This window comes from Paenibacillus taihuensis (assembly GCF_003386535.1).
Lineage (GTDB): Bacteria > Bacillota > Bacilli > Paenibacillales > Paenibacillaceae > Paenibacillus_Z > Paenibacillus_Z taihuensis.
In genome coordinates, this window is the sequence record NZ_QTTN01000025.1 from 11,559 (window position 1) to 36,969 (window position 25,411).

Below are 25,411 nucleotides of genomic sequence, written 5' to 3' on the forward strand. Positions count from 1 at the left end.
AGGCGGTGTAGCGATGCACGGTAAAATATTAGTAGTTGATGATGAACAACCGATTGCGGACATTATAAAGTTCAACCTCGAGAAGGAAGGCTACCAGGTGATCTGTGCCTTCGACGGGGGAGAAGCGGTGCGGCTCGCGTTCGAGGAGCTGCCTGATTTGATTTTGCTTGATTTGATGCTGCCCGTGAAGGACGGCATGGACGTGTGCCGCGAGGTGCGCACTCGTCTCCAGACCCCGATCATTATGCTGACGGCGAAGGATACCGAGCTGGACAAAGTGCTCGGACTCGAGCTGGGCGCGGACGATTACGTCACGAAGCCGTTCAGCACGCGAGAGCTGCTTGCGCGGGTGAAAGCGCATTTACGACGCACGAAGAATGAAGCTTCTGCTGCAGCTGCTGCGGCAATTAGCAATGCAGCTTCCGGCGCAGGCACGACGACGGCTGCTGGTGTGGAGGAAAAACAGGGTCTAGCGATCTTCAACCTGTTTATCGACACCGACATGTACGTCGTCTATAAGGATGGCGAACCGCTAGACCTGACGCATCGCGAATACGAGCTCGTCTATTACTTGGCGCGCAACTGCGGCAAGGTCATGACCCGCGAGCATTTGCTGCAAGCGGTCTGGGGCTTCGAATATTTCGGCGACGTGCGTACCGTCGATGTGACGATTCGCCGTTTGCGCGAGAAGATTGAGGACGACCCGAGCCGTCCGGAATATATTTTGACGCGGCGCGGTCTCGGGTATTTGATGCGTAATCCGAAGTCCGGAGGTTTCGGGTACGGATGAACGGGATACGTTTTTTCCGGACGATTCAAGTAAAGCTGATCATCATCTATGTATTGCTCATTCTTATTGCAATGCAGCTGATCGGCGTTTATTTCATAAGTACAATGAAAACGTCGCTGACATCGACGTTCACGAATAATATGAACGAGCAGGCGAACTTGCTCTCGCAAATCTCGGCACAGACGTTGTCTAACCAGCCGGATCAGCCGGGCAATTCCGGCGAGCAGACGACGGAAGAGTATCTGAGCGTCCTTGTAAGCAGCTTGTTCAGCATTAGCGAAGCCGAGATTCAAATACTCGATGCGAGCGGCAAAGTGCTTGCGACGTCGCTGCAATCCCATCAGTCCTACATTGGCAAGAAGAATACGTCGCTCGTGGTGAGCCGCGCGCTTCAGAACATTCGCGACAATGAAGAAGAGATTATCGACGAGGACGGTATCCGCAAGAAGGTTATCGCCAAGCCGATTGTCTATAGCGATAAGATCGTAGGCGCGGTCTACCTCGTCGCTTCAATGAAAGAGCTGTATGCGACGGTTGACCGGATTAACCGGATCTTCATGTCGGGGATGCTGTTCGCGCTTGGACTTACGGGCGTGCTCGGCATTTTGCTGGCAACGACCATTACGAACCCGATAAAAGCACTGACCAGGCAGGCTGCTGCCGTCGCGGAGGGTCAATTCGACCAACGCGTGCCGGTTCTCGGCAATGACGAGATCGGCCGTCTGAGCGAAGTGTTCAACGATATGACGTTGCGCCTGCGCGACGCGCTGTCGGCCAATGAAGAGGAGAAGGAGAAGATCTCCTCCATTCTCGCGAACATGAGCGACGGCGTCGTTGCGGCAGATGAACGCGGCGTCGTGATGATTACGAACCGGCGGGCGCAGGAAATGCTGCGCCGGGAGGATTGCGAAGGCATCCGCCTCGGTGAGCTGTTCAGCATGGATGAGGCGCAAATTGCGGCCATGCTGCAAGGCGGCGAGCAATCGGCGGCGCTGTATCAGGTGCAGACGGAAGGCGAAGAGGAAGAAGAGCTGCTGCGTCTTACGATGACGCCGATTCACCGGCGCGACCAAGGCATATCCGGTACGATCGCGGTATTACAAGATGTTACCGAGCAAGAGCGCTTGGAGCAGTCGCGTCGCGAGTTCGTCGCGAACGTATCGCATGAGCTGCGGACGCCGCTGACGACGATCAAGAGCTACGCGGAGGCGCTCGATGACGGCGCGATGGATGAGCGTGAACTCGGACAGCGCTTCGTCGGTGTTATCCGCAACGAGACCGAGCGGATGATCCGGCTCGTCACGGATCTGCTTCACTTGTCGCGTCTGGACTCGAACCAGGCGCCGCTGCGCCGGCAGCAGACCAATGTGCCGGATATGCTGGAGGAAGTGGCTGACCGCTTCTCCTTCCAGCTGCGCAAGAAGGCGATTCGGGCAACCGTGCGGGTCGAGGATTCGATTACGTCGGTATGGCTCGACCGGGATCAGATCGATCAAGTATTGGACAACCTTGTGTCCAATGCGATCAAATATACGCTTGATGGCGGACGCATTGAGCTCGCGGCCCGCCGAATCGAGCCCGCCTCCATTGCGATCAGCGTGAAGGACACGGGCATTGGGATTCCGAAGCGGGATTTGGGCCGCATCTTCGACCGGTTCTACCGCGTTGATAAAGCGCGCTCCCGCAACATGGGCGGGACAGGCTTAGGGCTTTCAATTGCCCGGGAAATTGTGAAGGCGCATGGCGGTACCATTACGCTCGATTCGGAGCTGAACGAAGGAACAACGGTAACAGCCATCCTCCCGACACAGGTGAGCGGAGGTGAGCGCACGTAATGGACAAGCTGAAGACGATTGTACTGACAGCGCTCGTTATTATGAGTTTGGTTCAAAGTTATTTGCTTGCCTACAGCATGCCTGGGCTCGGTGTGACTGCGTCGCCGCTGCAGCCCTATGTGCAGCCGGAACCGATGGGGCAAGAGGAGAAGGTTGAGAACGTTATTTTCCCGGAAGATATGGTGCTGCATCTCGGCAAAGGGAAGCATACGGTGCTGTATCCGGCGACCAACTTCTACAATCTGATCTTCGGCAAAATCAAAAGCCGTGAGTTCAAAGGGTTCCAGCGGAGCCCAGCCGTTGTCGTCGATTGGGAGGATATCCGCGATCGCGATCAGGGGCTTGAGCTTCGGTTCGGGCGCGGCGTGCCGGTTGAGCTGCTCAGCAAGGTGCTGAAGCTCGAGGGCGACGTGGACTTCATGAACGACGTGATCAATCGCATCTGGATTTACAAGAGCAGTGACCGTGACGAGGTGCGCACGTACTTCTTCAGCACGGACAATATAACGGTTTATGAATCGGTAAAAGCCGACTTGACCGCCCAAGACGTGCAGATGTATGTCGGTTATGGCGAGTATCAAGTGAGCTATCGCAAAGTCGGCGACGATATGTATATTCCGGACGGACCGATCGAATCGATGCAATCGACGGTCGGCTATGACAGTTATTCGCCGGAGCAGATGCAGCGTTATCTGTTCGTTGATCCCGGCGTGACGCGAGAAATTAGCGATCGCAGCGGCACGCAGATTTATACGGACGGCAAGCGCGGCCTGCAGGTCGAGCAGAACGGGCGATGGATCAGTTATACCGACCCGGTTGCCTTGCAAGGCCAAGAAGACAATGAGAGTCAAAATGTGTATGCAGCCATTCAGTTCATTAACCAGCACGGCGGTTGGGACGGCATGCACCGGTTCGTGCATGCGGGCTCGTTCGAACAGAGCGTGCAGGTGCTGCGATTCCAGCAGTACTACGGCTCGTATCCGATTATTCCGCAGGATCCGTTCCTGTTCGGCAGCATGAAGCTGCGTCTGCTCCAGGGCGTCGTCTCCGAGTACGAGCGATCGCTGCTGACGCTGCAGAAGAAGCCGCAGAAGCGGGATATCCGCTGGCTGCCAGGCGGCGATATGGTCGAGAACGCGCTCGAGCATTACTCGCGCAGACTCGAAGTGACCGCGCTCTATCCGGCGCTGCTCGCTTCGCCGGCAGACAAGAACAAGATGCTGCTCGCGCCCGTATGGGCGGTGCGGCTGCTCGACGGGTCGCAGGCGGTACTGCTGAAGGCGATCCCGGGCGGTTATAAGCCGCAGCCGGGTGAGCCGGGCGGTGCGCCGCTTGTGAAGGACACGCCTACGACAGGCAGCGGCGGGGGCATCGGTCTGACTGACGGGCGCCTGAACTTGCCGGGCGGCGGAAGTGGCGATGCGGGGAGCGCCGCGAATGAAAGCGGCGGCGCGACGGCGGACCACAACGATGAAGGAACGTCGACCGCTTCTAAATAATGCTGGCAGTGGCAGGTATAGCGGACGGTACTATTTTCAGGTGGCATGCTCATTGAAGGAGTTGAAGGGATGGACTGGGGCAGGGCGAAGAGTGTGCTGATTTTTGCGTTTCTGCTGCTAAATCTCGTGCTTGGCTACCAGCTCTGGTCCAACATCCGGGAAGGGCTGCGCACGAGTGCCGATGTAGGCGATTTGCGGCCTGAGACGCAGGCGCTCATGGAAGAGAAGAAGATCAAGCTTGGGACGAGCATCCCGTCGGAGACGCCGGCGCTGCACGATCTGACGTACAAGGTGAAGGTCGGTCTTGGCAAAGGGGAGCGGCACGAGCTGAAGACGCCGGTCGACAGTAAGGTCGTGTTCGTCGATAAGGAGCTGCAGGCGAGTCTTGGCGGCGTTATTCCGGAGCTTGATGAATATACGCTTGGCGCGGTACTGGAGAATGAGTTTATTCTCTACCGGATGGCCGAGGGTCGTCCGATGTTCGATGTGAAGCTGGAGCTTTTCTACAGCAATCAGAAGATTACGGCGTATAAGCAGGACTTGATTGAGCTGCTGCCATCGGACAAGCAGGCGGCGCAATCGGTGCTATCGGCTACGAAGGTGGTCACAAGCCTCATCGAGAACCAGCTGAAGAACGGCGCGGTTATAGAAGAGATTAAGCTTGGGTATCACGGGCAGATATTCAACTCGGATACGCAGGTATCGGCTCCGACTTGGCGCGTGCTGCTGGAAGACGGCGGGCAGTACTATATGAATGCGATCAGCGGGGAAGTTGTAACGGAATAAAGGCAGTACAGATAGAGGCAATACAGGTGGAGGCAATATAGGCAGTTTTCATTGGGGCATTGGAGAAAGGACAGGTTTAAACAGGGGATGGGAATGCGGTTTACGGTACTGGGGAGCGGTTCGACGGGGAATGCAACGATTGTGCAGTGTGAGGATTCTACAATTCTCATTGATGCCGGTATGAGTGCGAAACGGCTGGAGGAGCTCATGCGGATGCAAGGCGTTGCCGGTCACGAGATCAGTGCGATTCTTGTGACGCATGAGCATTCCGATCATATAAAAGGGCTCGGCGCTTTCGCAAGGAAGCACAACTTGCCGATCTACGCCAACGAGGCCACTTGGGGTGCGCTGGAGCGGCATGTCGGGCAAATTACGGCCGAGCAGCGCGTCATTATGGAGACAGGCGAGACGGCCGCATTCGGCTCGATGCGAACGACGTCTTATGCGATCTCGCATGATGCGGCTGAGCCGGTCGGTTATGTGTTTGAGGATGATAATGTGAAGCTGAGTCTGGCGACAGACCTTGGCTATGTGAGCGATAAAGTTAGGCGCATGATTGAGGATTCCGATGTGCTCGTGCTGGAGTCGAATCATGACGTTAATATGCTGCGGATGGGACGTTACCCGTGGAATATTAAGCGGCGTATCTTAAGCGATGTCGGTCATTTGTCGAATGAAGCGGCTGGCGAAGCTTTATGTCAGCTCATGACGGATCGGACGAAGCGGGTTTATCTCGCGCACCTCAGTCTCGATCATAACATGATGGATCTCGCGAGAATGACGGTGAACGAAGTGCTGGAGAACAACGGCTTCTTCTTCAAGCGGGACGAGCATCCACTGCGGGATACGTACCACGACCGGCCTACGGCATGGGATGAAGTGAGGCGACGATAAGCTCGTCCAGCTCGGTGTCGAGCGAGGCGATTTTGCGTTCCAGCTCCTCCGGGGAGATCAGTCCTTTGTCGATGAGCAGCTCGGTCATGGCGCTGAGCGTGAGCAGGGTGCGGTAGTGATCCTCCTTGAGATCAGCGAGCTTGGCTACTAGATTCAGATGATCGAGGGCTGAGGCTGCAGACGCAGATGCTTTGCGCGGCATAGGGATTCGCTCCTTTGATATCGCCTTTTGGCGGCGGTCGATGGGTCAATTTGGAAGTTTATATTATTATTGTAGTCTATTCTACCGATATCATTCCTAGATTCGAAAAATAATAATCTTGATGCTGGCTCGCGGGTGAGCGGAGTGTCGAGAGGAGCGATTATAGATGAGCTTATTCGATGATGATTTCTACTCGACGCGCGTATCGCGCCGTACGAGATGGGAGAAGGACCGCACAGCCGGCGTAAGACGGAGCGGGGGCGGGGGCCGCTCGACCTTGCGCATTGCGCTTACTTCTTCTCTGATCAGCGCAGCAGGGGTGGCGCTTGTGTTTGGCCTGTTTACCGGTTTTGACCGGGGTAGCGATGCGGTGAAGGCGGTAGCGGGCATTACGAATGTATCGATGAACGATCCGATGGATAAGACGATCTCCGCTGCGGCCAAAGTGCGTCCGGCAGTCGTGAGCATCATTAATGAGCAAGCGATGCCGGCTGGCACGAATGGCTCTGGCGCGGGTTCTTCGGATGGCGGCGGGGATGCCGCTGCGTCCGGTGACGGTTCTTCTTCGAAGCTGGAGCAGGCGGCGCTGGGATCCGGGTTTATTTTCGAGAAGGTGAAAGGCAAAGCGCATATCATCACGAATAATCACGTTATTGCGGATGCGGTGGCGGTAAAAGCGGTCCTGAGCGATGGCGAGATGCGCGATGCGAAGATCATCGGCAAGGACGAGATTACGGACCTGGCCGTGCTTGAGATTGATGCGAGCGGCATCGATACCGTGGCGCAAATTGGGGATTCCGAGGATCTGCGGGCAGGCCAATGGGTTATGGCGATCGGCAATCCGCTTGGTCTGAGCGATTCGCTGTCCATGGGCATTGTGAGCAAGACGAAGCGGGTTATTCCGGTGTCGCTCAGCCAAGACGGCAATTACGATTGGGAGCAGGAAGTCATTCAGATTGACGCGTCCATCAACCAAGGCAACAGCGGCGGTCCGCTCATCGACTTGGACGGGCATGTGGTCGGCATCAACAGCATGAAGATCGCTGATTATGGCGTTGAGGGCGTTGGTTTTGCGATTCCTTCGCATGCGGCGATGCCAATCGTGCAGAGCTTGCTCGAGCATGGCAAAGTGCTGCGTCCGTACCTTGGCGTGTACACGATGGATCTGTCGCGGTACTTGGAGCAGCAGGCAGCTATGGCTAATGCTCCGCAAGGAGATGAAGCGGGTCCGGCGGATGGACCTGCGGACGGGGCTGATGGCCTGACTCCTGGAGCGAGTGCAGAGGATGGTGCCGGTGCTGGAGCTGGAGCTGGTGTTGCTCCGGGCGACGGCAGTGATGATGTGATGGCGCCTCAGGAAGATTTGAAGCTTCCGGATAATGTACATGACGGCGTAATCGTGCTGCAAGCGGTTGGACCGGCTGAAGAAGCGGGCTTGAAGTACAGCGATGTAATTGTGAAGCTGGATAATCAGCCGATCAGCAGCACGATGGAGCTTCGCAAATATTTGTACGGCGAGAAGTCCATCGGGGACGAAATCAAAGTTACGTACTATCGCGACGGCGAGAAGCAAACAACGACGTTTAAGCTTGAAGAGAAGACGGAAGACTAGCGGTATAGTCATGAAGCAGATCAGCTCGTGCAGCGCTCTCCTTGGGGGGCCGCGTATGACGGGCTGATCTCTTTGCGTGTATTTTACGTGGATTTGGGAAGTAATCGAGAAGAGCTGGGGGATATAGAAACGATGTATTGTGTATGCAAAGAGCATGTGGAGCTAGCGATTGATAAATTTGTGGACGAGTACGAGGATGCGCCGGATATCGTCGATCTGGTGACGACGAAATTCACGGAATGGGAAGCGCCGGCAACCTGCGATATGTGTCAGAATATTGCCGAGTACTTGGTGGTGTAGGCGGATGCATATTCAGATCGCAGCTGTTGGGAAGCTGAAGGAGAAGTATCTGACGCTCGGCATCGCCGAATACGCGAAGCGTCTTGGCCCGTACGTGAAGCTCACGCTCACGGAGGTGCCCGACGAGCGCGCGCCCGAGACGATGAGCGCCGCGGAGGAAGCGATTGTCCGCGAGCGCGAGGGTGAGCGACTGCTCGCGACCATTAAGCCGGACGCGCATGTCATCGCGCTGGCGCTGGACGGCGAGCTGTGGTCGAGCGAGGACCTCGCCGGGCAGCTCGATTCTTTAGCCACGTATGGGCGGAGCCACGTGGCTTTTGTCATTGGCGGGAGCAACGGCCTCGCGCCCGCCGTCATGAAGCGCGCCCAGCAGAAGCTGAGCTTCGGGCGCATGACCTTGCCGCACCAGCTGATGCGGCTGGTGCTGCTGGAGCAGGTGTACCGGGCGGTGAAGATTAACCGGGGAGAACCGTATCACAAGTAACGGCGAAAGTTGGTTCTGATAGCCTCTAATCATTGCTTTGGAAATTTTAAAATAACTGACTGCATTTGTCAGTGATGTAGGGTTATACTCAAAACAAGGTTGGAATAATCCAGGCAAACTTGGAAAGAAGGATTAGTCGATGACGAAATCGGACAATATGTTATCGATTCTCTGGATGCTGCGCTCAGGCAAGCGGATGACCGCTAAGCAGTTGGCGGAAGAGCTTGAGATTCACGTGCGGACCGTCTATCGCTGTATCGATTCTCTGTGCGCCAGCGGGGTTCCAATCATTGCGGATTCGGGCCCAAACGGCGGCTATAGCATCCTAAGCCAGTTTACCGATTCCCCGCTCTTCTTCGATATCGAGGAGCAGAAGGCATTGATCCATGCCTCGATATTTGCTAAAGAGGCTGGGTACCCCTACTCCGATGATTTAACCCGAGCGATGGACAAAATGATGCGTTACGCGAACGAGAAGCAACTGGATCATCTTAAAAGTCATAGTACTGCCTTATCCGTCATTTATCCACGAACGGACGGAGTGCTCCAACTCTATCTTCAAATGCTGGAGGCGGCGGCAGGACAGGGACGGACGGTGGAAATGCAATATGACCGGGGCAAGGGGGAAGACCGCCTTCCGCGACTGTTCGACCCGTATGGCATTGTCTTCTGGAAAGGGAACTGGTATACGGTAGGGTATTGCGGTTATCGGGAGGAGTTACGGAATTTCCGAGTGGACCGTATTCGCTCGTTGCGGGAGACGGAGGGACGTTTCGAGCGTCCAGCGGGTTTCTCGGCTAAGGATCATCTGCTCGATAATCTGCTTCCCGATCCAACCGGACCAGCTAAGTTCGAGACCGTTCGGATTAAGGGTCAAGAGCAGATTCTGAACGAGTTGTGCCATCACTGGTTGTTCGGCCACGCGGTCGTGGAGCGTATGCCCGAAGAGGCAGTGTTCCATTTAGAACACTCGATGTTGCAGACGTATGTACCTTAATTTTTGATGCCGTACAGCACAGCCTTGCAGATTGAGTCGGAGCTACTTATCGGAAAGATGGTGGAGGCAAACGCTCGAATGCTTGCGCATTACGAAGCCATGTTGGCAAATTCCGCAAGAAGAAAGGAAGATGAACGATGAGCAAGTTCGCCATGTTCGGAAAATTAACGGCCCATGAGGGGAAACGGGAAGAGCTCGCGGAGATGATGCTAGCATCCAGCGCGACATTGAACGATATGGAGGGCTGCATCTATTATATCCTGCATGCGGCTGAAGACGATCCTAACGATCTTTGGATCACGGAGCTATGGGAGAGCCAGGAGTTTCATGCCGCGTCTTTGCAAAACGAGAAGGTATTGGAGCTAATCGGGCGTTGCCGGCATTTAATCGCAGGAGGCAGTGCCATAAAGGTTCGGCCGCTCGGAGGAAAAGGATTTTAATTAAAGCGATGAGCGGTGCTATACCTGATTCAGGAGGAATGAGGATGGACTGGAATTACTATGATACGTTCATTACCGTTGCCGCGGATTGCCCCTCAGAGACCGGAATAAAGCCCATGGACAAGAAAAACGGGAAAACAAAGCCGGGTATCGAGTTTGAGTTACTCGCGAATAATCCGTATGGCTATACGCAGGAGGAACTCTTGTACATCGTGCATATCCGACACAAAAGCATTCCGGAGGAGGAGTTAGCTGAGAGGGGTGACCAGATTCGAGACGAGTTTTTTATGAAACCGAAACCATGCTTGAGAACATCAATGCTCCCGAAAAAATACGGATGGGGTATTCATTTCAATGCGAAGGGGGAAATCGCGATCGTTCCGATGGAATCCCCAGAATATAGGCGTTTCGCGGAAGGAGCCAATGGGAATGTGAAGCTGCTCGCCGCTATGAGAAACAAGAAGAAGTGAGTGCAATCACGGTTTCAGTAGACACATTAGCGAAGATGAAGCTTGGCGGCCACAGGGCCGCCATTTGTTTTCGCCGATGCCCCCGTTAAGCTGAACCGTATCATAAATAGGGCGAATGATGATGGTGAAAATACCTATGTGGTCTTGACTAATGGAGCTCCTTGATTGCGTCCATTAACAATATCGATGCCTTGCCCAAGGAGTCTTTATCTCTATAAACGATGCCCAAGGTGACTACGGGATTCAGATTGGTGAAGGGTCTGATGACTACAGAGCCTTCCATTTCCAGACCGCTATAAATTGGAACAACACCTACGCTGCATGTTTGTTTGACCATTTGCTGAATCACAAAGATACTTCCAACCTCATGATATGAGATAGCTGAGTTATCGGTTTGCGAGAGTGCCCTATCCCACAGCTCTCGGTAGATACAAGTAGGCTCCTTGACCAGGACAGTCTGCCTGGCGAGATCGCTCGCCGTGATGTCAGGTTGATTGGCCAACGGGTGGTCTGCCCTCATCATCACCCCTAATTTGTCCTCCATAAGGGGTTCGAATTCTAGCATAAGAGCTGCCGCTGGAACGGAGCATATGCCGAAATCTAATTCTCCAGCGCGAACCCTCTCCGCGATCGAGTTGCTTCCACCCACTTCCATCGTTAACTGCACTTTCGGGCGAGTCCTACAAAAGTCGGCAACGACGGTTGCAAGTCTCTGGCTTGCTATGGGCTCAATAGCGGCGAAGTGAACGGCTCCGCCGTCTCCCGCCGCAATATCGGAGACGGTCCGCCTCATGGTTCTGATCGAATTCAGTAATGCTGAAGCCTCATGGCGGAGCCACCGTCCGGCTTCGGACACGATCACGCGCTTGCCATCGCGTATGAATAAAGACACGCCTAGGTCAGCTTCGAGGCGCTGTATGTGAAGGGTTACCGTAGAAGGAGCAAATCGAAGCTCCTCTGCTGCTTTCTGAAAGTGGCCAAGACGCACGCACGCTTCGAAGGTTTTTAAAGCTCGAAGATCCATTGTCATCACCGCAGGTTTAAGATTTATGAATCATTTATTCATATAATTCAATTTTACTAAACTTTGCCTTGAATTTATACTAAGGTCAACAAAATAATTTGGGGGGAAGATGGAGCATTGGGTACGAAATCCGCATTCAACTGGATGACTCTGTGGGCATCACTTTTGTTTGTCGTCATTCTTGGCTTTTCTCGACTCTCCTATGGCATGTTCTTGCCGGGAATACAGAGGGAGATCGGGGGGAGCTACAGCCAACTGGGCATGTTAGGAACGGTCAACTTTGTTGGTTATTTGATCGGGACACTCTGTCTTTCGCCTTTGATCTCGCGATTCCCGGATCGCAAGCCTGTCATCAATCGAATAACGTGTTTCCTGCTTGGATTGGCCATGATCGGCTCGGCATTCAGTTATCATTTCATTCAGCTAGGGCTATGGCGGTTCGTAATTGGCTTGTTATCTGCCCTTGCCACCGTGCTAGTCCTGTCCATTGCAGTGGATGCCGTTCGGCCGGCCGAGAGAGGAGTGGCATCGGGTCTAATATGGCTAGGCGGTTCCGCAGGCATTTTAGTAACTGGTTTATTCGCTCCCATTACCATTGAACCTTCGCATTTGGATGGTTGGAGGTATGCATGGGCGGCTATGGGCTTGTTCGGTGTAATCGTCGCGTTCGGTTTCGAGTTCGTCACGGGTAAGCGGGAATCCACCCCCATACTTTCGACGACGGAACTGGATCCGCAAGACCCTGAACGCGTGAATGTGTACCATCTCCTGTTGAGTCCCAAGAAGCTGTTATTCTTAATCGGTTCTTATTTTTTCTTCGGTTCAGGTTACATCATCTATTTTACGTATCTGATCCCCTATTTGGTAAGCAAGGGCGTTCCGTCTCTCTATTCCGGGCTAATCTGGTCTTGTATAGGATTCGCTGGCTTATTTAACGGATGGATCGGAGGGAAGGCTATAGACCGCTGGCCGAGTGGATATACGCTTGCGACAGGGTTAACCTTGGGTACGATCGGCGTAATTGGCGTCACCATCAATCATACGATGGTGACAGCATTAGGCGCCGTCATAATTGGGCTGGTCTCATTTATTACTCCGCCGCTGATGACGACCGCGCTTCTTAGGCGCCATGTCCCTCATCACGCCTATGCGGCAAGCCTAAGCCTAGCCACTGCTTTCTTTGCTTCCGGACAGATTATCGGTCCTATTGTCGGGGGTGTTGCGGTTGAAAAATACGGTTTGCAGTTTGGCGTCGCGTCCAGCGCGATCTTTATGGCCATAGCAGCCGCATTAGCCGGTTGGTACGGACACCAACAACGACAGCAGTCGATCCGGCAACTCTCTCTCGGAATCTGATAAATCAATTACGACAATGACAAGAGCTGTCACCATTAACGTTTAAAATTGAGGTTAAGAGCGATTAAATTCAAACAAAGAGGAGTGAATGAGGATGTCGAACAGCTATGATAGGAGCTTGGCAGCAAGGAAATTCTTCTTCGCGGGAGATCTTCGGCTCTCTTACCTTGATAATGGAGGAGATAACGAACGAGTGCTCGTTATGCTACATGGGTATATGGCGAATGCAAGATCATTCTCGGAGCTGGCCATACGATTTAAGGATTGGCGCGTTATTGCTATGGATCAACGCGGACATGGCTGGAGCGATCAGCCGCCAGGGAAGGAATATGCAAGGGATGATTACGTGGAGGATATTCGGACTCTGATACAGTCGGAGCTTGGGGGACGGCCGGTCACGATTCTGGGGCATTCACTGGGCGGATTGAATGCTTATCAATTCGCGGCTCGTTACCCTGAATTAGTGAATGCCGTTATCGTTGAGGATATCGGCGCGGAGATTCAGGCTGATTTCTCCTTTGCAGAAAAGCTTCCCTTCCGGTCTGCCTCATTAAAGGAACTTAGACAAAGGCTTGCAAGCGTAGGACTCCGGGCAATCGATTATTTCGCCGAGAGCGTGTTTGAGGATGAGCTCGGCTGGGGATTCCGAACGGATCTGAAAGGGCTTCAAGTATCCGTCCCCCAATCCAATGGCAATTGGTGGAAGGATTGGTTAGGGTCGAGTTGCCCGATTTTGCTGATTCATGGGGGGAAGAGCTTCATTCTTGCTACTGAACAAGCGAAACGGATGGAAGCTAACAGGCCTAATACCAAGCTGATCGTTTTCGATCAATGCGGTCACGGGGTCCATGCCGACGATATAGACGGCTATTTTCAAGCAGTGAATGATTTTCTAATGGAACAAAAATAAGGGGTTGGGACGAATGTACTGCACGGTTGAGGATTTTATAGGCGAGTGGATGAACGAAGCCGCATTAACTCAAAAGGTGCTGGACGGCTTGACTGATGAATCGCTCTCGCAGCTAGTTTATCCCGAAGGGCGCAAGTTGGGAAGGATAGCGTGGCATTTGGTTACGAATATTCCGGATTATTTAACGGGATTTGGCGTCTCAATAGCAAGAGTACCGGATCCGAACGAAGTACCGTCTGCGAAGGAGATTGCAGAGGTGTTTAAAGCAGTGAGCGCCCAGGTGACAATTGCTCTTCAAGAGCAGTGGACGGACGATACGTTGAAGCAAGTCCAAATAGCGTTCGGAAGAAAGGAGTCCAACGCGACGATTTTCATGGGACTGATCAAACACATCGTTCATCATCGGGGTCAAGTTACGGTTCTGTTGCGTCAAGCGGGGCTGCCTATACCTGCGGTATATGGTCCTTCGAAGGAGGGATGGGTGAAGCTGGGCGCGGAGCCGCCGCTTTGAGCGTGCGGCAATGTCAAGTACACACGTAATGGAAGCTTCCTTAAGGCACCCGCTCGGGTGCCTTGACTTTCGCTCTATAGATGATACGGTGAACCGTATCACAAATCGTGAGGTACGTTTCACAATCTGAAATCTGCATCTTGTTTTTTTTGATGAGATAGAACTGAACCACCTGAGAACTATTGGTCAGAACAGCACGGACAAATAATAGATTCCCCAGTCTAAATATGATTCGGATTGATTTTGCAGTCTCATCTACGTCGGGGCGATCCGAGCTGACCAGTTACATAACATCCGTTGGGCTATTATAGGAGACCAAAAGGTTCGAAAAAAGCGGAATATCTTTCTAAAGGGCATTAAATTTAGCGGGTAGAGGCCGGAATTCAACCTCTGTTCCGACTCCGGCAGAAAACACGACGTTCAGCCAAGCATGTTCCGCCGCCGTACTAAGCATCCATATAGGAGGCGGAATGGGCAATACCTGCCCAACGATAATTGAGTTCAGCTATTCTGAGCGTGCCATTTCAAATGCAGGTATGTTAGACTGGAATCTTGAAAAAGAAAGAGCAATATGTATGTTTGAACTTCTGAAAGGAGACGCAGCCATGGGCAGAAAGCAATCCTATACGGAGTCGGAATTACTGGATCTTACAAAAAGGTTAGTACTTGAGCATGGGTATGACGGTTTTCATCTCAAGTTGCTTTCACAGCATTTACCAGGTGCCAGAAGTACGATTTATCAGTATTATGCGAATAAGGAAGAAATTGTGGCTGCTTGCATGAAGCGTGTGATTACGAGCATCATCGAGAAGGCTTCGGCAATCGATGAGACTAGTCCAATGCAAGCCCTTCAGGAACTGCTTGGCATTTATGTCGAAGAAGCCAAGCTTCATCAGCTGTTGGGCGATGCTCATAAAATCAACACAACAAATTCGGATGCGGCTCGTCGGGATATTGATTTTGTCGAGCAAGCCCATACCACGCTAAAGGTTCAGTTAACGCGTCTCTTCCAAAGAGCGCAACAAGAGAAAAGCCTCAGAGAAGACATTCCGCTCCTGGTACTGGTCGGTGGATTTTTCAACCTCATAAATACCCCAAACATGATAAACGTCCCTACTCCCGAGTGGAGCAAGCTATTGTTTCAGATGTGGATGGGGGGAGCGCAGCGGTAGGATGCTCTCTTTTTTAATTCGACACAAGTGTCACAAATGAAATGATGGGGTGTTGATGAACATGTTTTTAGCTTGAAAGGAATTGATGCACAGCAAGATGAAGTTTTTGAGAATCGTAAGCAGCTGATTCAGTAGAAGCAAGATAACTGGTGATCGCCCTCTACCCGGCCATTTATGCTAGGTGGAGGGTGTTTTTTTTGCGATGACTAATCAACGTCAAATGGCGATAGGTAATTGATGAACTTGTGGTTGCGATAAAAGAAGTCTTCCGGTTTTCCATCATGAACCATGCAGCCACTCTCGGGCTTAAGGTGCTGTGATCGGGTATTCGGTACGTTAATCCAAGTCCAGCAACCAGCGATAGGCGACATTAAGCTGAACTTCCTGCCGGGGGTGAAACATACGAACACCACCTTTTAATAGGCTGCTGAGGTTTCTCAACAACCTGACAGCATTTATTCTGTTCTTTTTGGTGTTACATGGGTGATTGTGCATTGCGTGGGAAAACGTCTGGGAATACAATGTGGTGCGATTGATTTTAGCCTATTGGGGGGGATGGTATGTGGAGAAATGTATTTATTCGTTGGAATGCATCATTACCGCTCCATGAAATCCTGATCCCTGCATCTTGGGAAGTTTTGTTAACCAGTGTCTGTAAAATTACGATCGGCAGTTGGGTGCAGCATGTAACGGTCACAATCGACGCATCTTGTTCGATGCAGAGCATCGGGCTATCTGAACAGCTAAGGCATACATTATCGCTTCCAGATACACTCTCCTATGACATCAATGTGTCCGAGGGATGTCTTCGGTTAGGCCCTGTAATTGGTATATTAGCGTACAAAGGAAAGCAGGCTTCACAAGAAAAGCTTGAGACGGTTAGACGTTTTTTACTAGACTATGCATCCATTAATGGGCTGGTGTATATATGTTCACTTGACGGGATCAACCCGCGAACTCGCACTCTAACGGGCTACTACTATGACCCTCAAGCCGAGGGGTACTGGAGAAAGAGCGATCGGTTGCCTTACCCTGATGTGATTTACAGAAGAAAGAAATATAACCGCAATCGTGCTTATGATCATTTAATTGAATCCATACGATGGAAAGTATTTAATCCGTATTTCTTCAGTAAATTGGAACTTTGGCGCAGCCTTCAGGAGCATCCGCAACTGCGTCACCATCTTCCGTCTACGCAGTTGTGGAAGAATAGCCGTACGCTGCCTCGCATGCTCAATTCCTTCCGTTCGGTGTATTTAAAACCGGTGCGCGGCGCTTTAGGGGATGGGATTATTCGGGTCGATCAGCTGAGATCAGGATACGCAGTGATAACCAACCGAATGAGGCGGAAATATGTAAGAAATATGCATGATTTGATCACAGTCATTCGGGCACTCAAAAGGAATCGAAGCTATTTGCTGCAGCAGTCTGTAGCCTTTACCGATCACAAGCGTCATATCGACTTCCGAGTCATCATGCAGAAGAATGAGCATCAAGCGTGGGAATGCTCTGCTGTTATAGCACGATATGGCCACAAGAAGCAGATTTGCACCAACGAGGTTCATCAGATATTCTCTGGACAACATGCTTTAGAACACCTATATGGACTGAATGCACATCAGATAGAGGGCGTGTATCACCAGATTAAGCAAATCTGCACATCCGCTTGCCAATTGATCGATCACAGGTTTGGGGTATTTGGCGATGTCGGCATCGACATTGTACTGCAATCCAATTTGCACATTTGGCTGCTGGAAATCAACACCTTACATCGGCATGATGTAGCTTCGTATGTCAGAGACGATCCTGATTTGTACAGAAAGGTGCTCACTACACCTTTGAAGTTTGCCAAAGCGCTTGCTGGATTTTCATAAATCAATAAGGAGGAATAAAGGAATGGGAATTAAGAAGAAGGTTGGACCACCGGGGCCGCCAGGACCTCAGGGACCGCCAGGGCCTCCGGGACCGCAGGGACCACAGGGAACGCCGGGACCTCAAGGACCTGCAGGGCAAAGTGGTGCCCAAGGTGAAGGAGGACCGCAGGGTGTGCAAGGTCCTGCAGGTGCAACTGGTGCTCAGGGGCCTACTGGATCAGCAGGTTCTACAGATTACGGATATGTGTATCAATCCACTGCACAAGAGGTAGCGATTGGAGAAAGTGTCACCTTCGATACGAATGGTGTACTATTTGGCGGAATTGGTCATACCGTAGGGGATGCTGAAGTTTCTTTGAATGTTGCTGGAACGTATTACATTCAGTTTTCTGTCACAAGCGAGCAACCCTGTCAATTTGCGCTATTTGTGAACGGTCAGTTTTATCCAGGAACGATCTATGGTTCAGCTGAAAGCAATCATCAAGATGCAGGGCAAGCGATTGTTAGGGTGCAGGGAGTCCCCGGGACTCTTACACTGCGAAATTATTTGTCCTTAGATACAGTTGTACTGGAAACCTTAGCGGGTGGAACAGAAGCAAACGTAACGGCATCCCTAACTATCGTGAAATTATAGCTGGGTTGCTGGGAAAGGAGATCATCATGAAGAAACACACCAAATGTGTGACAGCGTTGCCTCCAGGGCCGCCGGGGCCACCGGGACCGCAGGGACCACCAGGCCCGATTGGTGAGATAGGTCCATCGGGGATGATCAGTGGCCCGATAGGGCCACGTGGTGCTCAAGGTCCCGTAGGGAGGCAGGGTGAAGCAGGCCCAATAGGTTTAACTGGCGCAACCGGTCCTGCAGGCTTGTCAGCAGATGTTGCATACCTATTTAGTAGTAATAACCAATCAGTTGAACCTCAGGAGCAAATTAGCTTCGAAACGAATGGTTTCGTATCGGAGGGCTTCTCGCATAGTGCTGGCAGCCCCGAGATTAGAGTGAATCAAACGGGTGATTACTTGGTGACATATGTGGTCGCCGGTGCTCAAACGAACCAAATTGCATTTTATTTAAATGATGAACGTATTGAGGGGGCGCTGTATGGCTCGGATAGTTCCAACCAGCTAAATCGGGGCGGAGTAATGGTAACTATTGATACGCTGCCAGCAGTGCTCACTTTAAGAAATGCGAATACCCTAGTCGTATTTCCTATCACATTAACAGCTCAGTCAGGTGGCTCGGCCAATAATGCCACAGCCTCTGTGTTTATAAGAAAGCTGGGTGAGCAAGCAAGCCGGACGGTCAAAACCAATGAGGAGCTGACGCAAGCCTTAATGGATGAGGCTGTCAGCAGAATCGTACTGGATCCCGGCGATTATACCGTTGCTAGTGTAATTATACGTGAGACAGCGGTGAGAATGATCTCAACAGCCCCTGGAGCGACCGTAGGGATGGTGGGTTCGCAGACCTTTAACTTCATCACGATCGGTGAACATGTATTCGTCAATGCGAATCGGATTATTAATTTGAGAACGATGACCACGTATACGACGATTCAAACGGCCATAATGGCTGCTATTCCAGGAGATACGATTGAATTGAATCCCGGCACTTACACCGTAACGGCGCCAGATCCCGGCACCTTGTTCGTGATTGATAAGGAATTGACGTTGCGTGGTCTTAGCCAGAGATTAACGGTGGTCAACTTAGATGCTCAGGTGATCGTGGAACCTCCAGCTCCGCTCTTATCCTATTCTTATTTTACAATTCGAGCGAATAACGCCATTGTTGAGAATATTCATTGGATTGGTCCTACACCTACCACGGTTCCTAATCAGGATCCTTTCTCCACGAATTCTATATTTAATATTGCCATTCCTATAAGCAGTGTGTTGGCAGAGGGGAACATCATTCGTTACTGCAAATTTGAAGGGGGCCGTAAAACCGCATTTCTCTATGACACACGAGATGTTACTTTTCTAGCGAATCAATGTGTTCTTAACAGCAACAGCAATGTGTTGGATTTAGCCAGAAATGAGAGAAGGACGTATATATATGGAAACCAAATATTTGGAGGGCCTAATAATGACCGCTTCGTGCGTGTCGATCAGGATTATTTCAGGGATACACTGGAGTTCTCCAATAATACGTCCACAGGGTTTAGAAGAGGGATCGAATTTATATCGAAACCTCAAAATGTGACCTTCATCGCGACTGAGAATTACCTTAACATTCCAACACGAGCCTCGAATGGGAGCACGTTTATTTTTACCGTAGGGGCGGACTGGGACTTCGATGAATTTCTCGAGATTCTAATTGAAGATAATATCGTCATCAATATGAATCAGACACGCTTGATGGTGTACATCGACTTTCGATATGATGGCGGTAATCCGTCTAGTCCAGCAGAAAAACAGTTCAAGGTGTACTTTAATAAGTTTAGCTTCTATACACGTCCATGGGGGAGCCTAACTGATACCGCAAGCAGTATTGCTCCTGTAGGCTTCAGTTCCAATGCACCTGGTGGATTATTGCTGAATATCTTTGATCTCATTGATAATACAGAATTTTAGTTGCACTATGGAAGGAAACTGAATTTGATTGGGCTCGTAAGGTGCATAAACTGCTGCGACTGGTCTCTTACGGGTCCATGACTTTATCAGAAGACCATTCGATGATGCTGCGTTTAGTTAAAAGACTTAAAGATCGATAATTGATAAATTTGTCGTGCCGGTATGGGCAGGAAACCGTACTTGCCGTCACGAGAATCATAGAGATGAATGCCGCTGACCTGTGTATCAGGCACATGCTTCAAAGCTTCAGGCCGACTCTTACGTCCGCTCTGTCCAACAAACCATACCCCATCCTGCACCGCCAAGCCTCTTGTAAAAGTTTTTAATTGCAGCGTCGAACGGTCGGTGATGACACGATGCAGCATAGAATCACAATAGGCCATCTGTCCGTTATACATAAGAATACTATGAGGCTGAGAGAGTTGATCCTTGATGATATGACGATTCGGTTCAATTAGAGTGGTTGTGTAAGGGTTAATTTCAGGTCCATTTAACTTTACAATACATCCGGCTTCTTTATTAGGGATTTCCCTCCATTTACCATGGGGCGTAAACATAGAAACATACAGTGACGACCTGTCTATCCATAGATCATTTAAGTGAAGTTCATCGTTATTTGAGAGGTGAAAGCGAATTTCGCCGATTCGTTCTAAGGTCCGAATTTTGTAGCAACCGATCGAATTGTGTTTCGTTTCGGCGACTAATACGATGTCGCTACTTAGTATTGCCATGCCATGAGCATCTCTGCCAGCAGCTGAATTATGAGTTTGCTCAATGTGGTAGTTTCGGTTCATTCGAAGCATGCCGCGTTGATGAGATGCAATTAATATTTGGCCAGGCAGCTGTACAAACCCTCGGCAATCTCCGGTATAGAGCTGTTCTAGTTTCCTTTGTTCAAAGTCAATCAGAAACAGTCCTCCTGGATGACCGTCAATTTGAACGGAACTGCTGACGAGGACCTTGGTTGTAAGGCGATCGAAATCGGTGATGGCTGGCAGCATGAAAAAGGACATACAAAATAATCCCACCTTGGATATTGTAATTGTAATATATGTATGCGGGTTTTCCACACATGATGTAGAGCATACGGCCCAATTGAAAAAACGCTGCTATGTGAGATGAAGAAAGCGTTTTTTTAACGAGCTACAGCACGGTTTATCGGATCGTGAAGAAGCACGACCTGCTCAAGAAAGCAAAGCGCTATCCGAACGGGATTACACGCGAGGATGCCGCAGCTCAGAAGAGCGAAAACTTGATCCAAAGAGACTTCAGCTCCTCCACACCCAACGCAAAGTGGCTCTCGGATATCACTGAAGTCCCTTCTTCAGATGGCAAGCTTTACTTGTCCGCCGTAATGGATTGTTTTAACGGCGAAATTGTAGGCCTAGCCATGGACGACAGGATGGAGAGCTTTTTTGCTGCGTTAAAGAAAGAAAAGCTGTACCAAATTAAAACCGAACACTATCCGATGGCTCGGATAAAATCCATTATCTTCAGGTACATCATGGTTTACTACAACAGGCGCCGGATCGACACTTCTAACCCGGGGGGCTGGCGCCCCGCCATTTATCGCGAACGACTGCTGTCAAACGCAGCCTAGCAAGGGGCTTCCGCATGAGGGTGTTTTCAAACTGCACTTTTCTTGACTATTCCAGTAAGGTGCTCTTTATGAATTTGACACATGTGTTGAATATATAGTTTAATTAGATGGAGATGGAATGAATGCATGGGTCATAACAAAAATGACACATGTGTCATAAATAACAAAGAGGAGCGGGAAAGCATGTTTTTAGCTGTAAAGGAACTCATGCACAGCAAGATGAAATTTTTGATGATTGTCATTATTTTTGTCTTAGTTGCTTGGTTAGTGTTCATCCTATCGGGACTTGGTAATGGATTATCGACGCTTGCAGCGTCCACTTTCCAGAACATGAAAGCCGATTATGTCGTTTTTGAACAAGGATCGCAGTCGACCATGGGCAAGTCCCTGTTATCCGACGAATTAGTGGCGCAAGCGGAGAAATTGCCTAATGTGACAGCTGCATCACCAATGGGCAGTACAATGGCCACCGCTTTGAAAGGAAACAGCACAAAGAACGAGGATAAGGTTGATCTCGCAATATTAGGAGTTCTTCCAGGCAGCTTTCTAGAGCCGGCAGTAATTGAAGGTGTAGGGCTAGCTGCAGCCAATCCTACAGGCGTCATTGTGAACAAGACGATGAAGGATGACGGCTTTAAGCTTGGGGATACTTTTCAACTAGACGGTTCGACACAAGCCTTGACGATTATCGGCTTCGTCGATAATCAGACGTATAATCACCTCTCAGCCGTATTTGTTCCGATGTCCGAATGGCGGAAGATCACGTTCGCCGCGCCGGGCTCGGATAAGGGAATTGCAGGCCCAGTTAATGCAATCATGCTGCAGGGCAAACATATCGATCCTGCTTATATTAGCAGCAAGCTCTCCAATACCGATACCGTCACGCGCGGAGCCGCGATTCACGGCATGCCGGGGTACAAGGAAGAGAATGGATCCATTATGATGATGCTAGGCTTTTTGCTTGCGATATCCGCGTTCGTGCTCGGTGTATTCTTCTATGTCATTACGATGCAGAAGACCAATCAATTCGGCATCATGAAAGCCATAGGCGCAAGAAACGGTTTTCTCAGCAAAGCCATTGTCTCACAGGTCATTGTTCTATCGCTCACGAGTATTGTTATTGGGGTTCTGCTCACTTATGGGACTGCGGCAATCATGCCCAAGGGAATGCCGTTCAAGCTGGAGACGAGCCTCGTCGTGGAGTATTCGATCATCCTTCTTGTCATCGCAGTGCTTAGTTCACTAGTCTCGGTTCGCATGATAACTAAAATTGATCCGTTGAAGGCGCTTGGGAGGGCAGAATAATGTCAACAGGACTGCAAATCAGCAATGTTACGAAGTATTATGCCGAGGGAAGCAACCGGATATCCGCGCTTGAAAAGGTCTCTATCTCGGTGGAGCCCGGGGAGCTTGTTGCTGTCGTCGGCCCTTCCGGGTCGGGCAAGAGTACGTTTCTTTCGATTGCGGGTGCATTGCTTAAAGCTTCAGAAGGAGAAGTCAACTTGAATGGGCATCTTCTCTCTAAGCTTTCCGAGAAAGAGCTTTCGAATGTACGATTGAAGGAAATCGGCTTTATTATGCAATCGTCCAATCTGGTCCCTTATCTGAACGTCCTTGACCAATTGCTCTTAGTGAAGAAAATGTCGGGGAAGGTTAGAGCCGAGGATCGGACGTTCGCCGTTAAGTTACTCGAGGAGTTAGGACTCGGATCGAAGCTGAAGAGCTTTCCGGAGGAGCTGTCAGGCGGCGAGAAGCAGCGCACGGCCATCGCGCGGGCTTTAATAAACAATCCCAACGTTGTCCTGGCGGATGAGCCCACGGCCAGTCTGGATACCAAGCGTGCCCATGAGGTGGTCAGTCTGATCGCAAATGAGGTAAAGTCGCGCCGTAAAGCAGCGATTATGGTCACGCATGATGAACGCATGCTTGAATATTGCGATAAGGTGTACCGAATGGAAGATGGCAGATTGTCGCTAGCGGGAACGACAAGATTAGAGGCAACACAGGTTTGAATTGCTTCGGACGCGCTAGATCTGACGAAGGGACTTGTCAAGGTAGAGGTCCTGCTGACCCAGAACTTATTCGATCACGATGAGTAAAGTGTAAATATGTATTGGGAGTCGATGGAGTACTTCACAGCGTGGAAAGCCAGCGATAGCTTTAAAGCTGCTCATAAACGTCGGGAGCAAGGGAGCGGAAGCTTCTTCTAAACAATCTCCGATTCTCGGAAGTGAACTGATTACGTATGAGGTTGCATCGCTTAAAGAAATCCTGTGAGAATTAATTGTTGTATGCTTAAGAGGTTAGCCATTCAATGGTTAACCTCTTTTTAATGAGCTATAATTGAGGGTAAACTTCAGATAATTACCATATCCTACCATGAGGTTAGCCGGTTAGCAGCCGTTAAACTCGGGATATAGTGACGGCAATCATACCAGAAAATTGCGTGGATATGTTAATCTATTGAGAACTAAACCATGAGGTGTTAAATTTGAAGACAATAATTATAATCGGTGGCGGCATTACCGGGCTGTCGGCCATGCATGAATTTCGCAAATGGAGTAAAGCAACCGGAGCTGCGGTCAGGCTTTTATTAATTGAAGTGTCGGCACAGCTAGGCGGTAAAATTCATACCGTCAAACATCAACAATTCGTAATGGAGACCGGGGCGGATTCTATTGTAGCGCGAAAAATGGATGACATGGACGTAATTGAAGAACTGGGCTTGAAGGATGACGTGGTCTATAACGCGACTGGACGCTCCTTTATATACGCGGGTGGACATCTGAAGCCGATTCCGGACGACGCGGTGTTCGGCATTCCGGCAAGCATCGAGTCGCTCGCCAAGAGTACGCTCGTCTCGGCAGAAGGAAAAGTTGCGGCGCTAAAAGATTTATATACGAAAAATGAGACTTTTACGAAGGACGATTCTGTCGGCGCGTTTCTGGAGTGTTTTCTAGGGCGCGAACTCGTCGAGAAGCAAATTGCCCCCGTCCTTTCCGGGGTCTATTCAGGGAATTTGAGCGACTTGACAATTGCCTCAACACTACCTTACTTGATCGACTACAAGGAGCAATACGGAAGTATTATTAAAGGGCTCGAAGCAAACAAGCAGAAGTTCAGGATTGGTGAGAAGAAGTTTTTCTCGCTGAAAAACGGTATGGGCTCGCTTATTGACGCCTTCCAAGCCGGTCTGACCGAAGAATTGCTGTTAAACACTAAAGTCTGCAGAATTGATAAGGAGAATGGTCGCTATCACGTGCACTTAGACGATCGGGACATGATCGAAGCGGATTATGTTGTACTAAGCATTCCGCATACGGCAGCAGAACCGATTCTTGACGATCCGAAACTTTCGGAGCAATTCTCGGGATTGAAGAGCAGCTCGCTCATCAGCGTATATGTCGGCTTTGACGTGCCCGATTCAGTGCTCCCCGCCGATGGAACGGGATTTATTACCGCGACGACCGATGAATTGTTCTGCAGCGCTTGCACATGGACAAGTCGCAAATGGGAGCATACGTCCAAATCCGGAAATTTGCTAGTACGGCTATTTTATAAAAGCAGCCATCCTTCGTACGCTTCAATTAAGGAACTGGATCACGATGGCCTGCTAAAGGTGGCGCTTAGCGATATTGAGAAGGGGCTTGGAATTACCACCGAACCTGTCGTTAACGAGATCACCGACTGGTCCGGGCAAATGCCAATTTATTCGATTACCCATCCACGAAGCGTCCATGCACTCGAAAGCATCATGGCAGATATATTCCCAGGCATTATCCTTGCTGGATGCTCTTATTATGGCGCAGGAATCTCGGACTGCATGAAGAACGGGGCCGATTCGGCAAGAAAAATCATTGATTTATTGAAAGAAAGCTATTCCCCAACCAATAAGTAGGGGCATCAGATAATAGTTGAGGATGGCTTTATAACTAACCGTTACCAACAGCGGGGAGAACTTTATTATAAGCAACAGTGAAAATCTAAGCGCCACCGTCTATTTTTCGCCGATAGATCCGTTAAGCTGAACCGTATCATAAATAATGGCTAATAATTTTGGGATAGCTCATATTAAAGAGTG

25 protein-coding genes are annotated in these 25,411 nt (G+C 50.5%); 22 read left to right on the forward strand and 3 right to left on the reverse strand.

What is annotated here, in order from left to right; genetic code table 11:
* Positions 1–13 precede the first annotated feature (13 nt).
* The 5 genes from yycF (at position 14) to A8990_RS19425 (ending at position 5,804) form a co-directional block, all read left to right on the forward strand.
* Positions 14–790 carry a response regulator YycF gene (gene yycF, locus A8990_RS19405; protein ID WP_116190707.1) on the forward strand — a complete coding sequence of 259 codons (777 nt, stop codon included), beginning with the start codon at positions 14–16 and terminating at the stop codon, positions 788–790.
* Positions 787–2,625 (forward strand): cell wall metabolism sensor histidine kinase WalK, encoded by a 1,839-nt coding sequence (walK, locus tag A8990_RS19410; RefSeq protein WP_116190708.1) that lies wholly within the window; start codon positions 787–789, stop codon positions 2,623–2,625. Before yycF ends, walK begins: the two co-directional genes overlap by 4 nt.
* The gene (locus A8990_RS19415; protein WP_116190709.1) at positions 2,625–4,124 is read left to right on the forward strand and encodes a YycH family regulatory protein; all 1,500 of its coding nucleotides are present in this window, start codon (positions 2,625–2,627) and stop codon (positions 4,122–4,124) included. Before walK ends, A8990_RS19415 begins: the two co-directional genes overlap by 1 nt.
* Before the next feature lie 69 nt (positions 4,125–4,193).
* A complete protein-coding gene (yycI, locus tag A8990_RS19420; RefSeq protein ID WP_116190710.1) occupies positions 4,194–4,910 on the forward strand; it encodes a two-component system regulatory protein YycI in 717 nt (238 codons plus the stop codon).
* Positions 4,911–4,997: 87 nt separating this feature from the next.
* Positions 4,998–5,804: an MBL fold metallo-hydrolase gene (locus tag A8990_RS19425; RefSeq protein ID WP_116190711.1), complete on the forward strand. Its 807-nt coding sequence runs from the start codon at positions 4,998–5,000 to the stop codon at positions 5,802–5,804.
* Here A8990_RS19425 and A8990_RS19430 read toward each other — a convergent pair.
* Positions 5,773–6,006: a hypothetical protein gene (locus A8990_RS19430; RefSeq protein WP_116190712.1), complete on the reverse strand. Its 234-nt coding sequence runs from the start codon at positions 6,004–6,006 to the stop codon at positions 5,773–5,775. The two genes, A8990_RS19425 and A8990_RS19430, sit on opposite strands and share 32 nt — an antisense overlap.
* 166 nt (positions 6,007–6,172) lie before the next feature.
* Here A8990_RS19430 and A8990_RS19435 point away from each other — a divergent pair, with 166 nt between their 5' ends.
* The 6 genes from A8990_RS19435 to A8990_RS19460 all read left to right on the forward strand — a co-directional run bounded on the left by A8990_RS19435 (position 6,173) and on the right by A8990_RS19460 (position 10,309).
* Entirely contained in the window at positions 6,173–7,618 is a 1,446-nt protein-coding gene (locus A8990_RS19435; protein ID WP_116190713.1) for a S1C family serine protease, read from the forward strand.
* 132 nt (positions 7,619–7,750) lie between these two features.
* Positions 7,751–7,918, forward strand: coding sequence for a CxxH/CxxC protein (locus tag A8990_RS19440; protein WP_116190714.1), 168 nt, complete (start codon positions 7,751–7,753; stop codon positions 7,916–7,918).
* A 4-nt stretch (positions 7,919–7,922) separates the two neighbouring features.
* Positions 7,923–8,402, forward strand: coding sequence for a 23S rRNA (pseudouridine(1915)-N(3))-methyltransferase RlmH (rlmH, locus tag A8990_RS19445; protein WP_116190715.1), 480 nt, complete (start codon positions 7,923–7,925; stop codon positions 8,400–8,402).
* A 139-nt stretch (positions 8,403–8,541) separates the two neighbouring features.
* Positions 8,542–9,399: a helix-turn-helix transcriptional regulator gene (locus A8990_RS19450; protein WP_116190716.1), complete on the forward strand. Its 858-nt coding sequence runs from the start codon at positions 8,542–8,544 to the stop codon at positions 9,397–9,399.
* A gap of 137 nt (positions 9,400–9,536) precedes the next feature.
* The gene (locus A8990_RS19455) at positions 9,537–9,839 is read left to right on the forward strand and encodes a putative quinol monooxygenase (RefSeq protein ID WP_116190717.1); all 303 of its coding nucleotides are present in this window, start codon (positions 9,537–9,539) and stop codon (positions 9,837–9,839) included.
* A gap of 44 nt (positions 9,840–9,883) precedes the next feature.
* Positions 9,884–10,309 carry a DUF6157 family protein gene (locus A8990_RS19460; RefSeq protein ID WP_116190718.1) on the forward strand — a complete coding sequence of 142 codons (426 nt, stop codon included), beginning with the start codon at positions 9,884–9,886 and terminating at the stop codon, positions 10,307–10,309.
* A gap of 148 nt (positions 10,310–10,457) precedes the next feature.
* On the opposite strand, the gene A8990_RS19465 is transcribed toward A8990_RS19460, so the two are convergent.
* Entirely contained in the window at positions 10,458–11,333 is an 876-nt protein-coding gene (locus A8990_RS19465; RefSeq protein WP_116190719.1) for a LysR family transcriptional regulator, read from the reverse strand.
* 117 nt (positions 11,334–11,450) lie between these two features.
* Here A8990_RS19465 and A8990_RS19470 point away from each other — a divergent pair, with 117 nt between their 5' ends.
* The 7 genes from A8990_RS19470 (at position 11,451) to A8990_RS19495 (ending at position 19,730) form a co-directional block, all read left to right on the forward strand.
* Complete coding sequence (locus A8990_RS19470) at positions 11,451–12,689, forward strand: YbfB/YjiJ family MFS transporter (protein WP_116190720.1); 1,239 nt, start codon at positions 11,451–11,453, stop codon at positions 12,687–12,689.
* Between the two features lie 94 nt (positions 12,690–12,783).
* Complete coding sequence (locus A8990_RS19475) at positions 12,784–13,599, forward strand: alpha/beta fold hydrolase (RefSeq protein WP_116190721.1); 816 nt, start codon at positions 12,784–12,786, stop codon at positions 13,597–13,599.
* Positions 13,600–13,612: 13 nt separating this feature from the next.
* Entirely contained in the window at positions 13,613–14,110 is a 498-nt protein-coding gene (locus tag A8990_RS19480; RefSeq protein ID WP_116190722.1) for a DinB family protein, read from the forward strand.
* 470 nt (positions 14,111–14,580) lie between these two features.
* Positions 14,581–15,282 carry a TetR/AcrR family transcriptional regulator gene (locus tag A8990_RS19485; RefSeq protein ID WP_245996106.1) on the forward strand — a complete coding sequence of 234 codons (702 nt, stop codon included), beginning with the start codon at positions 14,581–14,583 and terminating at the stop codon, positions 15,280–15,282.
* Positions 15,283–15,842: 560 nt separating this feature from the next.
* Positions 15,843–17,156 carry a YheC/YheD family endospore coat-associated protein gene (locus tag A8990_RS19490; RefSeq protein WP_116190723.1) on the forward strand — a complete coding sequence of 438 codons (1,314 nt, stop codon included), beginning with the start codon at positions 15,843–15,845 and terminating at the stop codon, positions 17,154–17,156.
* Positions 17,157–17,328: 172 nt separating this feature from the next.
* The gene (locus tag A8990_RS31275; protein ID WP_147306835.1) at positions 17,329–17,790 is read left to right on the forward strand and encodes a BclA C-terminal domain-containing protein; all 462 of its coding nucleotides are present in this window, start codon (positions 17,329–17,331) and stop codon (positions 17,788–17,790) included.
* 26 nt (positions 17,791–17,816) lie between these two features.
* Positions 17,817–19,730, forward strand: coding sequence for a collagen-like triple helix repeat-containing protein (locus A8990_RS19495; protein WP_116190724.1), 1,914 nt, complete (start codon positions 17,817–17,819; stop codon positions 19,728–19,730).
* A 113-nt stretch (positions 19,731–19,843) separates the two neighbouring features.
* On the opposite strand, the gene A8990_RS19500 is transcribed toward A8990_RS19495, so the two are convergent.
* Complete coding sequence (locus A8990_RS19500; protein WP_116190725.1) at positions 19,844–20,743, reverse strand: hypothetical protein; 900 nt, start codon at positions 20,741–20,743, stop codon at positions 19,844–19,846.
* Positions 20,744–20,895: 152 nt separating this feature from the next.
* Between A8990_RS19500 and A8990_RS32755 the strand changes: the two genes are divergently transcribed.
* The 4 genes from A8990_RS32755 (at position 20,896) to hemG (ending at position 25,228) form a co-directional block, all read left to right on the forward strand.
* Positions 20,896–21,330, forward strand: coding sequence for a DDE-type integrase/transposase/recombinase (locus A8990_RS32755; RefSeq protein ID WP_220376827.1), 435 nt, complete (start codon positions 20,896–20,898; stop codon positions 21,328–21,330).
* Positions 21,331–21,513: 183 nt separating this feature from the next.
* Positions 21,514–22,635, forward strand: a complete 1,122-nt coding sequence (locus A8990_RS19510) for an ABC transporter permease (RefSeq protein WP_116190726.1) — start codon at positions 21,514–21,516, stop codon at positions 22,633–22,635.
* Positions 22,635–23,342: an ABC transporter ATP-binding protein gene (locus A8990_RS19515; RefSeq protein WP_116190727.1), complete on the forward strand. Its 708-nt coding sequence runs from the start codon at positions 22,635–22,637 to the stop codon at positions 23,340–23,342. The genes A8990_RS19510 and A8990_RS19515 overlap by 1 nt, the downstream gene beginning before the upstream one ends.
* 479 nt (positions 23,343–23,821) lie before the next feature.
* Entirely contained in the window at positions 23,822–25,228 is a 1,407-nt protein-coding gene (gene hemG, locus A8990_RS19525; RefSeq protein WP_116190728.1) for a protoporphyrinogen oxidase, read from the forward strand.
* Positions 25,229–25,411 lie beyond the last annotated feature (183 nt).

Excerpts from the sequence above, each read along its gene's own strand:
- A8990_RS19510 (WP_116190726.1), top strand. The coding sequence starts at position 21,514 with ATGTTTTTAGCTGTAAAGGAACTCATGCACAGCAAGATGAAATTTTTG.
- A8990_RS19495 (WP_116190724.1), top strand. The coding sequence starts at position 17,817 with ATGAAGAAACACACCAAATGTGTGACAGCGTTGCCTCCAGGGCCGCCG.
- A8990_RS19480 (WP_116190722.1), top strand. The coding sequence starts at position 13,613 with ATGTACTGCACGGTTGAGGATTTTATAGGCGAGTGGATGAACGAAGCC.
- A8990_RS19515 (WP_116190727.1), top strand. The coding sequence starts at position 22,635 with ATGTCAACAGGACTGCAAATCAGCAATGTTACGAAGTATTATGCCGAG.
- walK (WP_116190708.1), top strand. The coding sequence starts at position 787 with ATGAACGGGATACGTTTTTTCCGGACGATTCAAGTAAAGCTGATCATC.
- A8990_RS19500 (WP_116190725.1), bottom strand. The coding sequence starts at position 20,743 with ATGTCCTTTTTCATGCTGCCAGCCATCACCGATTTCGATCGCCTTACA.
- A8990_RS19455 (WP_116190717.1), top strand. The coding sequence starts at position 9,537 with ATGAGCAAGTTCGCCATGTTCGGAAAATTAACGGCCCATGAGGGGAAA.
- A8990_RS19430 (WP_116190712.1), bottom strand. The coding sequence starts at position 6,006 with ATGCCGCGCAAAGCATCTGCGTCTGCAGCCTCAGCCCTCGATCATCTG.
- A8990_RS19415 (WP_116190709.1), top strand. The coding sequence starts at position 2,625 with ATGGACAAGCTGAAGACGATTGTACTGACAGCGCTCGTTATTATGAGT.
- A8990_RS19490 (WP_116190723.1), top strand. The coding sequence starts at position 15,843 with ATGTGGAGAAATGTATTTATTCGTTGGAATGCATCATTACCGCTCCAT.
- A8990_RS19475 (WP_116190721.1), top strand. The coding sequence starts at position 12,784 with ATGTCGAACAGCTATGATAGGAGCTTGGCAGCAAGGAAATTCTTCTTC.
- A8990_RS19425 (WP_116190711.1), top strand. The coding sequence starts at position 4,998 with ATGGGAATGCGGTTTACGGTACTGGGGAGCGGTTCGACGGGGAATGCA.
- rlmH (WP_116190715.1), top strand. The coding sequence starts at position 7,923 with ATGCATATTCAGATCGCAGCTGTTGGGAAGCTGAAGGAGAAGTATCTG.
- A8990_RS19440 (WP_116190714.1), top strand. The coding sequence starts at position 7,751 with ATGTATTGTGTATGCAAAGAGCATGTGGAGCTAGCGATTGATAAATTT.
- yycI (WP_116190710.1), top strand. The coding sequence starts at position 4,194 with ATGGACTGGGGCAGGGCGAAGAGTGTGCTGATTTTTGCGTTTCTGCTG.
- A8990_RS19465 (WP_116190719.1), bottom strand. The coding sequence starts at position 11,333 with ATGGATCTTCGAGCTTTAAAAACCTTCGAAGCGTGCGTGCGTCTTGGC.
- A8990_RS19460 (WP_116190718.1), top strand. The coding sequence starts at position 9,884 with ATGGACTGGAATTACTATGATACGTTCATTACCGTTGCCGCGGATTGC.
- A8990_RS19450 (WP_116190716.1), top strand. The coding sequence starts at position 8,542 with ATGACGAAATCGGACAATATGTTATCGATTCTCTGGATGCTGCGCTCA.
- yycF (WP_116190707.1), top strand. The coding sequence starts at position 14 with ATGCACGGTAAAATATTAGTAGTTGATGATGAACAACCGATTGCGGAC.
- A8990_RS19485 (WP_245996106.1), top strand. The coding sequence starts at position 14,581 with ATGGGCAATACCTGCCCAACGATAATTGAGTTCAGCTATTCTGAGCGT.
- A8990_RS19435 (WP_116190713.1), top strand. The coding sequence starts at position 6,173 with ATGAGCTTATTCGATGATGATTTCTACTCGACGCGCGTATCGCGCCGT.